Origin of the sequence: Microbacterium azadirachtae (genome assembly GCF_025583665.1) — a bacterium.
GTDB lineage: Bacteria > Actinomycetota > Actinomycetes > Actinomycetales > Microbacteriaceae > Microbacterium > Microbacterium azadirachtae.
The window spans coordinates 247,017-260,130 of sequence record NZ_CP099706.1; the positions used below are offsets into that span (position 1 = coordinate 247,017).

General features: G+C 71.8%; 10 protein-coding genes. 3 read left to right on the top strand and 7 right to left on the bottom strand.

What is annotated here, in order from left to right; all coding sequences use genetic code 11:
• Positions 1–9: 9 nt before the first annotated feature.
• The 5 genes from NFX31_RS01210 to NFX31_RS01230 all read right to left on the bottom strand — a co-directional run bounded on the left by NFX31_RS01210 (position 10) and on the right by NFX31_RS01230 (position 5,595).
• Positions 10–363 carry a protealysin inhibitor emfourin gene (locus NFX31_RS01210; RefSeq protein ID WP_258955343.1) on the bottom strand — a complete coding sequence of 118 codons (354 nt, stop codon included), beginning with the start codon at positions 361–363 and terminating at the stop codon, positions 10–12.
• Positions 344–1,441 (bottom strand): M4 family metallopeptidase, encoded by a 1,098-nt coding sequence (locus tag NFX31_RS01215; RefSeq protein WP_262956514.1) that lies wholly within the window; start codon positions 1,439–1,441, stop codon positions 344–346. The genes NFX31_RS01210 and NFX31_RS01215 overlap by 20 nt, the downstream gene beginning before the upstream one ends.
• Positions 1,442–1,505: 64 nt before the next feature.
• Positions 1,506–4,052, bottom strand: coding sequence for a DEAD/DEAH box helicase (locus tag NFX31_RS01220; RefSeq protein ID WP_262956515.1), 2,547 nt, complete (start codon positions 4,050–4,052; stop codon positions 1,506–1,508).
• 47 nt (positions 4,053–4,099) lie between these two features.
• Positions 4,100–4,813, bottom strand: a complete 714-nt coding sequence (gene deoD / locus NFX31_RS01225; RefSeq protein WP_045251063.1) for a purine-nucleoside phosphorylase — start codon at positions 4,811–4,813, stop codon at positions 4,100–4,102.
• Positions 4,814–4,932: 119 nt separating this feature from the next.
• A complete protein-coding gene (locus NFX31_RS01230; protein WP_045251062.1) occupies positions 4,933–5,595 on the bottom strand; it encodes a DNA alkylation repair protein in 663 nt (220 codons plus the stop codon).
• A 189-nt stretch (positions 5,596–5,784) separates the two neighbouring features.
• Here NFX31_RS01230 and NFX31_RS01235 point away from each other — a divergent pair, with 189 nt between their 5' ends.
• Entirely contained in the window at positions 5,785–7,545 is a 1,761-nt protein-coding gene (locus NFX31_RS01235; protein ID WP_262956517.1) for a glycoside hydrolase family 35 protein, read from the top strand.
• Between the two features lie 33 nt (positions 7,546–7,578).
• Here NFX31_RS01235 and NFX31_RS01240 read toward each other — a convergent pair whose 3' ends face one another.
• Positions 7,579–8,616, bottom strand: a complete 1,038-nt coding sequence (locus NFX31_RS01240; protein ID WP_262956518.1) for an FUSC family protein — start codon at positions 8,614–8,616, stop codon at positions 7,579–7,581.
• Positions 8,617–8,927: 311 nt separating this feature from the next.
• Between NFX31_RS01240 and NFX31_RS01245 the strand changes: the two genes are divergently transcribed.
• Together NFX31_RS01245 and NFX31_RS17435 are read left to right on the top strand one after the other, a co-directional pair.
• On the top strand, positions 8,928–9,254 hold the full coding sequence (locus NFX31_RS01245) for a hypothetical protein (protein ID WP_262956519.1): 327 nt from the start codon (positions 8,928–8,930) through the stop codon (positions 9,252–9,254).
• Between the two features lie 230 nt (positions 9,255–9,484).
• The gene (locus NFX31_RS17435) at positions 9,485–12,328 is read left to right on the top strand and encodes a helix-turn-helix transcriptional regulator (protein ID WP_276553873.1); all 2,844 of its coding nucleotides are present in this window, start codon (positions 9,485–9,487) and stop codon (positions 12,326–12,328) included.
• A 16-nt stretch (positions 12,329–12,344) separates the two neighbouring features.
• On the opposite strand, the gene NFX31_RS01260 is transcribed toward NFX31_RS17435, so the two are convergent.
• Positions 12,345–13,013, bottom strand: coding sequence for a TetR/AcrR family transcriptional regulator (locus NFX31_RS01260; RefSeq protein WP_091477754.1), 669 nt, complete (start codon positions 13,011–13,013; stop codon positions 12,345–12,347).
• Positions 13,014–13,114 lie beyond the last annotated feature (101 nt).

The following is a 13,114-nucleotide window of genomic DNA, read 5'->3' on the forward strand; positions in this document are numbered from 1 at the left end:
ACGAAGCCCTTATGACGGAGCGGCGCCTCCGCCGTCGGCGGCGCGCACGGCGTCGACGAGCTCACGCCAGGGGCCGGAGAGATGCTCCTCCGGGATCACCTGCTCGCGCCGCACACGGCGGACGCGGGCTTCGATGCGCCATACGAAGCGATCGGCGCCGGAGCCGGACGGCGGCTTCTCATCCCACGGGCAGCGGTCGACGAGCAGCAGCCACTGCTCCCTGTCGTCGCCGGCGGGCTGCACGCTCCACCGCCGCGTCATCCCCGCGATGCCTCCGCTGCGCGCGACACGGATCGCGACGCCGTCGTCGTCATCGGCGTCGGACGGGATCCCGACAGGCGGGTCAGCCGGCGGAGCGCCCATCGCCCGTCGCCTTGATCACTCCCACCGACGCCCAGGCCATGCGCGCCGCATCGCCTGTCGCTCGGCTGACCTTGTCGGCCTCCGCGATGGTCGCGCGGGCGAACTGCGCGAACGTCGACGACGCCGGCAGGCCGCCCGACAGCGCGCGGTACCAGACGGAGCCCGCTGTCTCCCAGGCGTTGCCCCCGAGCTCCACCGCGAAGAGCGCGAACGCCCTGTTGGGGATGCCCGAGTTGATGTGCACCCCGCCGTTGTCGTCGGTGGCGGTCACGTAGCCGCTCATGTCGGCCGGCTGCGGATCCTTGCCGAGCTCGGGGTCGTCATAGGCGGTGCCCGGATGGAGCATCGACCGGAGCGCCTTGCCGTGCACGGCCGGTGTGAAGATGCCCGCGCCGATCAGCCAGGTCGCCTCGTCGGCCGTCTGGTCGAGGAGATGCTGCTCGGTGAGCGCCCCGAACACGTCGGCGATCGACTCGTTCAGCGCGCCGGGCTGCCCCTGGTACTCCAGACCGGCGGTGTACTGGACCACGCCGTGTCCGAGTTCGTGCCCGATCACCGTGGTCGAGGCGGTGAAGCCCTGGAACACCTGGCCGTCGCCGTCGCCGAACACCATCCGCTCGCCGTTCCAGAAGGCGTTGTCGTATCCGGATCCGTAGTGCACCGTCGCGTCGAGCGCGAGGCCCTTGCCGTCGACGGAGTTGCGCTGGAACGCGTCGAGCAGCAGCTGGAAGGTCGCCCCCAGCCCGTCGAAGGCCTGGTTGACGGCGACATCGGCGACGGTCGGCTCGTCCTCGGTGCGCACGACCGTGCCGGGAAGGCTCTCGGTGCCGTGCGCGTCGCTGATGGTGCGGTTCGGCGCGGCTTCGACCGTCGCGACGAGGGATCCGTTCTCGTCGATCGACAGACGGAGCTGGGACCGATGGGCCGCGGGCGTCGGCGCGATCAGCGTCTGCCGCGCCGCCTCCGCCGCCTGCGTGTAGCGCTCCGACTCCGCCAGCTTCGCCAGAAGGTAGGACGGGATGATCCCCTGATGCAGCAGGGGCCGTGCCGATGCTGGTTCGCGTTCGTGAATGGTCATTGGCGGGCCTCCGATCGCTGGGTGTCTTCGACCCTACGCCGGGTCGCCGACACCGGCACCGGTTCTACAGGCGGTCCACAGCCTTCACGACGACGACCGCTTCCCCCGCCTCGTCGGAGGCGTCGAGATCGACCGTCGCGGTGATCCGCCAATCGTGGTCGCCCGCCGGATCGTCGAGGATCTGCTGCACCGACCACGCCCGCGCCGGCCGCTCCTGGTCGGGGCCGCCGGTCTCGTCGATGACGAGCAGCGCCGCACTGCGGGCGTCGGGGCCGGTGCGGATCTCGTCGTGCTCGGCGAAGTACGCGTCCAGAGCCGCGTCCCAGCCCTCGGCGCCGAACTCGGGATCGAGCGCGGCGAGGGCGTCGAGATCCTCGCGGGCGGCGAGCTGCACGCGCCGGAACAGCTCGTTGCGCACCAGGATGCGGAACGCCCGGACGTTCGTGGTGAGGCGCTGGGGCGCGGGGGGCACCACGGGCTCGTCGTCGTGGGCGACGGGGTGCCCGGAGACGAGTTCCTCCCACTCGTCGAGCAGGGAGGAGTCGACCTGGCGGACGAGCTCGCCGAGCCACTCTATGAGGTCGCGTAGCTCTTCGGTCTTCAGGTGCTCCGGGATGGTCTGCGACGCCGCCCGATAGGCGTCGGAGAGGTAGCGCAGCACCACGCCCTCCGACCGGGCGATCTTGTAGAGGGCGACGTACTCCCCGAACGACATGGCCCGTTCGTACATGTCGCGCACCACGGATTTCGGATGCAGCTCGAAGTCGCGGATCCACGGCTGCGCGGCCCCGAAGGTCTCGAACGCGGCGGTCAGCAGCTCGTCGAGCGGCTTCGGATACGTGATCTCCTCGAGCGCCTCCATGCGCTCCTCGTAGTCCATGCCCTCGCGCTTCATGGCCGCCACGGCCTCGCCGCGTGCGAGGAACTCCTGCTGGCTGAGCACGGCCCGCGGGTCGTCCAGCGTCGCCTCCACGATCGACAGCATGTCCAGGGCGTAGGCGCCGCTCCCCGTGCCCGACGAAGGATCCGGATCCAGCAGCTCGAACGCCGCCAGCGCGAACGGCGACAGCGGCTGGTTCAGCGCGAAGTTCGGCTGCAGGTCCACCGTGAGCCGGACCGTGCCGTCAGGGGCTCGCTCGACGATCCCGGACTCCCGCAAGGTCCGGTAGATCCCCAGCGCCCGCAATGCCAGGATCCGCTGCCGGGCGCGCGGCTCGTGGTTGTCATATACCAAGGCGCGCATATTCGCGAAGACGTCGCCGCCCCGCCCGATCACGTTGAGCATCATCGCGCTCGTGATCTGCATGTGCGAGGTCAGCGTCTCGGGCTCGGCGGCGATGAGCTTCTGGAAGGAGGGCTCACCCCAGGAGACGAATCCGTCGGGGGCCTTCTTGCGGATGATCTTGCGCTTCTTCTTCGGGTCGTCTCCCGCCTTGCGGATCGCGGCGAGGTTCTCCGTCTCGTGCTCCGGCGCCTGTGCGACGACCGTGCCCGCGGTGTCGAATCCCGCGCGGCCCGCCCGCCCGGCGATCTGATGGAACTCCCGGGCGTTGAGCTGGCGCATCCGCGTGCCGTCGAACTTCGTCAGAGCCGTCAGCAGCACGGTGCGGATCGGCACGTTGATGCCGACGCCGAGGGTGTCGGTGCCGCAGATCACGCGCAGCAGACCCCGCTGCGCGAGCTGCTCGACGAGACGGCGGTACTTCGGCAGCATGCCGGCGTGATGCACCCCGATGCCCATCCGCAGCAGCCGTGCCAGCGTCTTGCCGAAGGAGGTCGTGAAGCGGAAGCCGCCGATGAGCTCGGCGATCTCGTCACGCTGCTCGCGCGTGGCGACTTTCGCGCTCGCGAGGGCCTGGGCGCGCTCCATGGCCGCCGCCTGGGAGAAGTGCACGATGTAGACGGGCGCGCGGTCGGTCTGCAGCAGATCCTCGATCGTCTCGTGGATCGGCGTGGTCTCGTAGAAGAAGTGCAGCGGCACCGGGCGCTCGACCCCGGTGACGACCGCGGTGCCCCGGCCGGTGCGCCGGGTGAGGTCTGCGGCCAGTGCGGTGACGTCGCCGAGGGTCGCAGACATGAGCACGAACTGCGCCTGAGGCAGGGTGAGCAGCGGAACCTGCCACGCCCAGCCGCGATCCGGGTCCCCGTAGAAGTGGAACTCGTCCATGACCACCTGGCCGACCTCGGCGTCCGGCCCCTCGCGCAGCGCCAGGTTCGCCAGGATCTCCGCCGTGCAGCAGACGATCGGCGCATCCGCGTTCACGGCGGAGTCGCCCGTGACCATGCCCACGTTCTCCGCACCGAACACCTCGACGAGACTGAAGAACTTCTCGCTCACGAGGGCCTTGATCGGGGCCGTGTAATAGGTGCGCCGTCCGTCGGCGAGGGCCGCGAAGTGGGCCGCCACGGCGACCAGCGACTTGCCCGTCCCGGTCGGGGTGCTGAGGATCAGGTTCTGCCCCGACACGATCTCGATGACCGCCTCGTCCTGCGCGGGATAGAGCGTGATCCCGCTCTGCTCGACCCATTCCACGAACGCGAGATAGACCGCGTCGGGATCCGGATCCCCCGCGGCCGGGCGGACGACGGACGGATCGAGGCGCGCAGACATGATGTGTCGATCATCCCACCGCCCGGTGCGGGCGCGGCCACGCCGGGTCAGGCGGCGGTCGCGGCCTCGAGCGCGATGCGCACCATGTCGCCGAAGCTCTGCTCGCGCTCCAGGGAGGTCGTCTCCTCGTGCGTGACCAGGTGATCGGACACCGTGCAGATGCTCAGCGCACGCCGGCCGAAGAAGGCGGCGAGCGTGTAGAGCGCGCTGGTCTCCATCTCGACGGCGAGAGCGCCGTGCTGCACCAGCGGGTCCGTCAGCTCCGGGCGCGTGTTGTAGAACTGGTCGCCGGAGAACAGCAGGCCCACGTGCACGGCGTGCTCCAGATCCATCCGCTCGCTCGCCTCGACGGCGCGGCGCAGCAGGCTGAAGTCGGCGACCGGGGCGTAGTCCTGGCCGTGGAAGCGGATCCGGTTGATCCCGGAGTCGGTGCACGCGCCGTTCGCGATGATGATGTCGCGCATCCCCACCTTCTCCGTGAGCGCGCCGCAGGATCCCACCCGCACGATCGTCTGCACGTCGTACTCGCGGAACAGCTCGTTCGCGTAGATGGACATCGACGGCTGCCCCATGCCCGAGCCCTGCACCGACACGCGGTGCCCCCGCCAGGTGCCCGTGAAGCCGAGCATCCCGCGCACCTCGGAGTACAGCTCCGCGTCGTCGAGGAAGTTCTCCGCGATCCACTTCGCGCGCAGCGGATCCCCGGGGAACAGGACGACGGGGGCGATCTGGCCGGGGGCGGCGGCGATGTGGGTGCTCATGCGCTCAGCGTATGTGGCGCCTCGAGCGGCCGCGACGCAGCGCGCAGATGCGCGGGGATCCTGCGTCGTGGCGCACGCGGGGCGGGCTCATCCCTGGCGGCGCACACGGACCGCGAGGGTCATCCCTGGCGGCGCACCATCTCGGCGATCCACAGCGGCGCGAACGGCGACGTGCAGTTCGGCGGCACCGGATAGTCGGCGAGCACCTGCAGGCGCTCGCCGATCGCGATCGCCCGATCGCGCAGCGCGGGATGGTGGATCCCGATGGTGGCGAGGGTCTCGTTCATCGCCCACTGCTCGCGCGACGGGGCGTCCGCCAGCTCGCGCTCGATCCGGTCCAGCAGCGCGTCGAGATCGAGACCGTCGGGGTTCTTCGCGACCCGGGCGCTCGTGAGCGACCACGCGGCGGCGCGCGCGTTCGGATCCGCGTCGTCGATCCAGCGCCGGCGCAGCTCCTCGGCGAGCGGCGACTTCTTCACGACGTACGCGACGAGCCAGTCGTGCGCCTTGGCGCTCTCCGTGGCGCGGATCATGGCGTCGAGCTCGTCGGCGTCGAACGCGCGCGGCTTCGCGAGCAGGATCCCCAGCAGCTGCCCGGCGACGTCGCCGGAGGCCCAGAGTTCGCGGGCGAGATCCGGGTCGGTGCCGATCTTCTTGGCGAGGCCGCGCAGCTTCGTGAGGTTCACGCCGTGGGCATCGCCGTGCCGCTCGTTGATCGCGCGGGCCTTCGGGTCCTCGAGCGCGGCGAGTTCGGCGAGGGCCTCGGGCAGGGTGGTCGGCATGCCGCCAGCCTACGGCGGGCGGATCCGGTCGGCAGGTGTTCCCGCCCGCCGGTGGGCCGCCCCCGCCCGCGGGTGCTCTTGCCTGCGGAAGAGGCGGAATCTCCTGCGTTGTGCGCGGAAGAGTGCGCGCACCCGTCGAGTGCGCCAGAATGGTGACGCAAACATGACCCACGGCACGCCAGGAGAGCCATGACCGAGACCCCGCGCGCCGCGCTCACCCACGAGGACGGCGTGCTGCTGCGGCACGGCACGCCTTTCCGGATGCTGTCGGGGGCCGTGCACTACTTCCGCATCCACCCCGACCAGTGGGAGGACCGGCTGCGCCGTCTCGCGGCGATGGGCGCGAACACCGTCGACACGTACGTCCCGTGGAACTTCCACGAACGTGCCGAGGGTGACGTCGACTTCACCGGCTGGCGTGACGTGGAGCGGTTCATCCGGCTGGCCGGCGACGTCGGCCTCGACGTGTTCGTGCGTCCGAGCCCGTACATCTGCGCGGAGTGGTCGAACGGCGGGATCCCGTCCTGGCTGAGCGCTCGCACGCGTGCGCTGCGCACGAGCGACCCCGTCTTCCTCGCCGCGGTCGACGCTTGGTACGACGCGCTGGTCCCGCGGCTCGCGCCTCTGCAGGCCGCGCACGGCGGACCCATCACGGCTGTCCAGATCGAGAACGAGTACGGATCCTTCGGCAGCGACCACGACTACCTCGTGCACCTGCGGGACGGACTGCGCGCACGCGGCATGGTCGAACTGCTGACCACGGCCGATGGCACGACGGCCGACATGGTGCGCAACGGCAGCGTCGACGGGGCGATGGGCTCGTTCACCTTCGGCACCGGGGTGGCGCTCGCCGAGAAGCTCCGCAAGCCCGGCGACGCGCTGCTGTGCGCCGAGCTGTGGGGCGGCTGGTTCGACCACTGGGGCGAGCAGCACCACGTGCGCTCGGCCGCGAGCATGATCGGCACGGTCGAGGAGCTGCTGGCCGCGGGCGGATCCGTGAGCCTGTACATGGCGCACGGCGGCACGAACTTCGGACTCTGGGCGGGCGCCAACCATGACGGAGCGCTGCAGCCGACGGTCACTTCCTACGACTCGGATGCGCCGATCGGCGAGGACGGATCCCTGAACGCCAAGTTCCACGCGCTGCGCGCCGCGTTCGCGCCGTTCCACGCGGGCGACCTGCCGCCGGTCCCCGAGGCGCCCCGTCGGCAGGCGGCGGCCACGGCTGCGCTGACGCCGATCGGGACGCTGCTCGACGTCGTGGGAGCGGTGCCCGCTGCGCGCACCGCGCCGATGCCGCTGTCGTTCGAGGAGCTCGGCGCCGAAGACGGGCTGGTCGCGTACGAGGCGGAGGTGTCCTACGAGCCCGGGGCGGTGCTGAGCGTCGACGTGCTGCACGATCGCGCCGTGGTGTTCCTGGACGGCGAGCGCCTGGGCGTGCTGGAGCGCGACGGCGAGCGCTCGCTCGTGCTGCCGGCGGACGGCGGATCCGGCCTGCTCACGCTGGTCGTGGAGAGCCAGGGTCGCGTGAACTACGGCCCGCACACGGGGGAGCGCAAGGGCATCCTGGACGGCGTCCGTATCGGCCGCCGCTTCGCGCACGGGTGGACCCACCGCGTCCTGCCGCTCGATGCCCCCGTGGACGCGGGTGCGGACGCGGTCGCGCCGGCGGCGGCCGACGGTCTCGGCGTCGCCGTGTTCGACGTCGCCGATCCCGCCGACGCGTGGCTGGCCTTCCCCGGATCCGCCAACGCCCTGGTGTGGCTGAACGGCTTCCTGCTCGGCCGGTACCGGGCAGTCGGACCGCAGGTCACCCTGTACGCGCCCGCTCCGCTGTGGCGCACCGGGCGGAACGAGATCCGCGTGCTCGACACCGACGCGCTCGGATCCGCCGTGGAGATCCGCGAGGAGCCCGACTTCGGCCCGGTCGAGGAGTTCATCGGATCCTGACCGCACCGGCCGCGACGGCGGGGGCTCCGGCCCTCAGGCCTCGTCGCGGAGCCCTGCGCGGATGCGGCGCAGGTCTTCCGTGAGCGAGCCGATGAGCACCCAGTTGCGCGACGACGGCGGGCGGATGTCGAGCGGCGAGGTGAGCGCCGGGATCGCGGACGTGAGCGCCTCGGGCTCGGGGACCACCTCGGCGACCTGCACGGCGAGGCGCACGTCGTGGCCCGCCCGGTGCAGCTGCTCCGCGATCGCGGGGACCGCCGGCTCGGCGGGCAGCGTCGTGTCGTACTGGTCGACATAGGCGCGGGTCATCCCGATCACCTGGGTGACGATCGGCCCGAGCCTCTCGAGCAGGGCGCCCATGGCGGCGAGCTCCGTGCGGTGCCGGGATCCGCGCGGGTTCAGGGTGAGCGACTCCTCGCCCGCGCCGAGGGACGCGTCCGCAGCGTCCTTCATGGGGCGGAGCAGGCGCGCCTTCAGCATGAGCTCCTGCAGGTGCGCCTGGCTCTGGTCCTCGGTGATCGCGTCGCCGAGGCGGTCGAGCGTCGCGGCGAGCTCGGCACCGAGGAGCGCCAGATCGCGGCGCACCGGGTCGACCAGCACGGGCGGCACCACGGCCACGTTGACCACGAAGCCGATGGCGGCGCCGATGAGCGTCTCCAGGATCCGGTCCACGGCGTAGTCGGGGCTCGCGGAGCCGAGCGCGAGCACGAGCATCGCCGAGATCGCGACCTGGTTCGCGGTTCCCGGCGTCGCCTTGAACGACCACGCCACCACCATGGCCACGACGACCGCGAGCAGCACGACCCAGCTGAGTCCTCCGAGCGCGAGGCTCAGCAGCACCGCGATCACGACGCCGGCGATGACGCCGATGCTGCGCTCGACGGCCTTGGCGAACGACTGGTTCACGCTCGGCTGCACCACGAGCAGCGCCGCGATCGCCGCGAACACGGGAAGATGCCCCGGCACGAGCCAGCCGGCGACGAGCCAGGCCGCGATCGTCGCGGCCGCCGACTTCGCGACCTGCAGCAGCGGCGCGCGCCGGGCGGCACGGAGGGCGGCGAGCGGACGCATGCTTCCACGGTAGTCCGCCCCTCCGCCCGGCGCGCGAGCTGCGGGGTAGGCGGGGTCGGTTCGTGCGCGCAGTGCCGGGGCGACCGAACACAACGCAGGAATTGCTGCGGACGCACCAGGAGCGAGCCTGGGGATTCCGCGGATCCTGGCCGCCGCAGACGCCGACTCGAGAGTGCACTCCTGCGTCGTGTTCGAGGGCTGCTGCGGTTCGGGCCGGGATCTGAGGTGGGTGCTGCCGAAGATAGGGCATCTGCCCGATGGGGGAGGGGTGCCTTAGCGACGAGTGTATGAGTACCGGAGAAGGAGAGATCATGACCATGCACCCCTCGATGAGCTACCGCATCACGACGCTCGAGATCGAGCAGGCCGCGATCCGCGCCGAGCGCGCGCGGATCGCCGCCGAGCACGCCGACCAGATCGTGCGCCGCGACGGGATCCTGCGTCGCGCACTGCGCCGCCTGCAGAACAGCCGCGCGACGGCGACCGCCGTGCGCCCGGCCGTCCCGGCGACGGCCGTGGCGGAGGCACCCGTCCCCGCGGCGCCCGTCGCGGAGCTCGCGTCGGCGACCGTCGAGGCGTCGACGGCGGGCACGGCGCGCGACCGCGAGCTGGTCGGCTGCGCCCCGCACGCCGCGTGACCGGCGCCGCCGACGGGCACGTCGCACCGCCCGCCCGCACCCTCGCACCGAAGAGCCTCCCGACGTTGGATCCGATCCCGGATCCGGCCCCGGGAGGCTCTTCTGCCGCGCTACCCACGACCGCGCCCTCGGCCGTCTCCTCTGAGGCGTCCTCCGCCGATGTCTCTGCCGACAGCGGCGAGAGCCTTCCGGGGACGCCCGATGTCGGTGGCAGGTGGCACGATGAAGACATGTCCCTCGCCACCACGTCGGCCGCCATGGTCGGGCGCGATGCCGAACTCGCCGTCCTCGACACGGCCCTGCGCCGCGCCGTCGACGGCGAGAGCTCCTCGGTGCTCGTCGGCGGCGAGGCGGGGATCGGCAAGTCCCGGCTGACGGCGGAGTTCCGTCGTCGCGTGGCCGACGAGGCGACCGTGCTCACGGGCTGGTGCCTCGACTACGGCTCCACGCCGGCGCCCTTCGGTCCGCTGCCGGCGATCCTGCGCGCGGTGATCGACGAGCTCGGCGACCGGGCTGACGAAGCCGCGGGTCCGGGGCGCGACGCGCTGCAGCTTCTCCTTCCCGAGCGTGCGACGTCTCCGGTCGACCGCTCTGCGATCCGCCCCGAGGGCCTGCGCGAGACGATCGCGAACCTGCTCGAGGCCGCCGCTGCGATCCGGCCCGTGGTCGTGATCGTGGAAGACCTGCACTGGGCCGACGCGGCGACGCTGTCGATGCTGTCGTTCCTGCTGCGCGCACTCGCCGGCCGCCGTGTGCTGTTCCTCTTGACCTGCCGCATCGACGAGGTGCGCCGCGGCGGCGCCGTGCGCACGTTCCTCGCGGAGGCCGAGCGGGCGCGCCTGCTCGACAGGGTCACGCTCGAGCGCCTCGACGCGATCGCGGTGCGCGATCTGGTGCTCGGGCTGCGCGGCGCCGTCGACGACGCCGCCCTCGCGCGGCTCATGGAGCGCAGCGAGGGCGTGCCGTTCTTCATCGAGGAGCTGCTGTGCAACGTGCAGGGCCCCATGCCCGACACGCTGCGCGACGTGCTGCTCGCCCGGTTCGACGCCCTCGGCGACGACGCCAAGCGCGTGGTGCGGGTGGCCTCGGGATCCGACGGCGCGATCGCGCACGACCTGCTCGCCGCGCTGGCGGGTTTCGGCGACGAGCGGCTCGACGAGGCTCTGCGCGAGGCGATGGGCGCCGGGATCATCGGGGTGTCGGATCGGGAGAGCTACGGATTCCGGCACGCGCTGCTGCGCGAGGCGGTGCACGACGACCTGCTCCCGGGCGAGCGGGCGCGCCTGCACTGGGCGTACGCCGATGCGCTGGAGACGGCAGGGGGAGCGCCGTCGACGCTGGCCTTCCACTGGCACCGCTCGCACGACTACCCGCGCGCGCTGGCCGCCGCGGTCAGCGCCATGCAGGAGGCGAAGAACAGCTACGCGTTCTCCACCGCGGCGCGGTTCGGCGAGCTGGCGCTCGAGCTGTGGGATCAGGTGCCGGACGCGGCAGAGGTCGCGGGCGTCGAGCGGATCCCCCTCCTCGCCCAGGTCGGCTCGATCCTGCGCAACGGCGGCGACGGGGAGCGCGCGCTCGCCGTCGTCTCGCTCGCGCTCGCCGAGATCGACCCGGCGACGGAGGACCGCTCGGTGCACGCGCGGCTGCTGCGCGACAAGGCCCTGTACCTGCAGAACCTGGGCCGGGGCGGATCCGTCGATCTCTTCCTCGAAGCGCTCGCGATCATCGAGGACGAGCCGGGGCAGGAGCGGCTGCGCGCCGCTCTGCTCGGCTATCTCGCAGGTCGTTATCTCATCGGCGCCCGGCTCGAAGAGGCCGTCGCGACCGCCGACGAGGCATACCGGATGGCGGAGTCGATCGGCTTCGACAACGTGATGTCGGTGGCGGCGAACCTGCGCGGCTGCAGCAGGATCCACCTCGGCGAGGTCGAGGCCGGTCTCGCCGACTTCCGTCTCTCCTGGGAGCATGCGGTCGACCACGACGCCCAGCTGCGCTACCGGGTGAACTACGCCGACAGTCTCAACATGCTCGGCCGCTTCCGCGAGGCGGTCGAGGTCGCCGAGGCGGGGGTCGCGCACTCGCGCACGCTCGGCGTCGAGCGATCGACGGGCGCCATCCTGTCGCACAACATGGTCGAGCCGCTCCTCGAGCTCGGCGAGATCGACCGTGTGGAGGAGATCTCCGCGCGGGACCTCGCGGTGCGCACTCTGCAGGTGTTCCGGATGTACTCGACGATGTCGCGTATCCGGGCTCTCACGTGGCGCGGCGAGATGGACGAGGCGGTCCGCGTGCTGCGCGAGTGGCGCTCGATCGCCGAGGGCGTGGCCGCGGTCGAGCGGCAGGTCTGGTACTCGCTGCACGACGTCGAGATCCTGATCGCGCTCGGGCAGGGCGACCCCGTGCGCGCGGCCGCAGAGCTGCGCGTCGTGATCGAGGATCCGGGTCCGCGGCTGGCCCTGCTGGGGCGGATCCTGCTCGAAGGCGGCCGGGTCGTGGCGGATCTGCGCGCCGACGGCCACGATGCGCTCGCGCACTCCACGGCGGAGCTGGTGCGCGCCCGGTGGGACTCCCTGCCGGTCGAGCTGCAGCATCCGCAGTGGGGCACCGTGCTCGGCGTGGTGCTCGACGGCGATGCGGATCGGCTGCAGACGGCCGTGCCCGCGGCGGACGGCGACGACGTACCCGCCGTGTTCCGCGCGGTCGTGCGCCTCGAGCGCGCGAGGGCGCTGGTGGCGGCGGGCGACCGTGCGGCGGCGCTCGATGCCGCGGCCGAGGCCGCCGCGGTGGCGGAGGCGCTCGGCCACGATCGGCTGCGGCGCCGCACGGCGGAGTTCATCGACGCGGCGGGCCTGAGCCGGACGTCGTCCCGGGGTGCGCATGTCGCGGAGAGCGTGGAGCTCACCGCCCGCGAGCAGCAGGTGCTCGACCTCATCGCGGAGGGTCTCAGCAACCGCCAGATCGGCGAGCGGCTGTTCATCAGCGGCAAGACCGCGAGCGTGCACGTGTCCGCGATCCTGCGCAAGCTCGGCGTCTCCTCGCGCACCGAGGCCGCCGTGGCCCAGCGCGCCCGCTGAGACCGGGCGCCGCCGGTCAGAGCGCGAGCGTGCCGAGCAGGATCACCTCGATCGCACGCGCGAAGGATCCCTCGAACCGCTCCGGGAGGAAGATCAGCGACGGGTCGAGGGCATACGCGTCCTGAACGGCCTGCGGGGGATGCGTGTGCGTCCAGTAGGCGCCGACGGCGATCAGGATCGACCGGGCCGCGTCGCCCGCCTGCGCCGGTGTCAGCTCCGGGACGACCTGACGCAGCAGCGCGCCGAAGCGATCGAGGGCCTCGTATCCGTTCCGCTTGAAGCGCGTGATCGTCTCCACGGAGACGTTGTGCTCGAGGACCCCGGCCTGGGCGGCGATGAGCTCGCAGAGCATCTCGTGCCGCGCGAAGGCCGACGCGAGGGATGCGGCGGTGGCCGCCACGCGCCGTCTCACGTCGCCGTCGGTCGGGATCTCCGCGGGGAGGCTCACGTGCACCTCGGTGAAGAGCACCTCGGCCTGCTCGCCGAGCAGGTCGAGCAGCACCGCCTCCCGCGATTCGAAGTAGCGCAGCACGTTCGACTTGGCCAGGCCCACGCGGCGGCTCAGTTCGTTGAGGCTCACTTCGGCCACGGGCAGCTCCGTCAGCATCGCGGCGGCCGTGTCGAGGATCGCTCGCCGGCGGACCTCGCGCTGCTCCTCGGTGCGCGCGCGCTGGAACGTGGTCATGCCCTCACTCTACAGACTGCCGGTCTCTTGACAAAGGACCATCGGTTCTTTAACTTAGAGACCACTGGTCCGATAAGGACGTGGATAAGACGAGAGCGGGA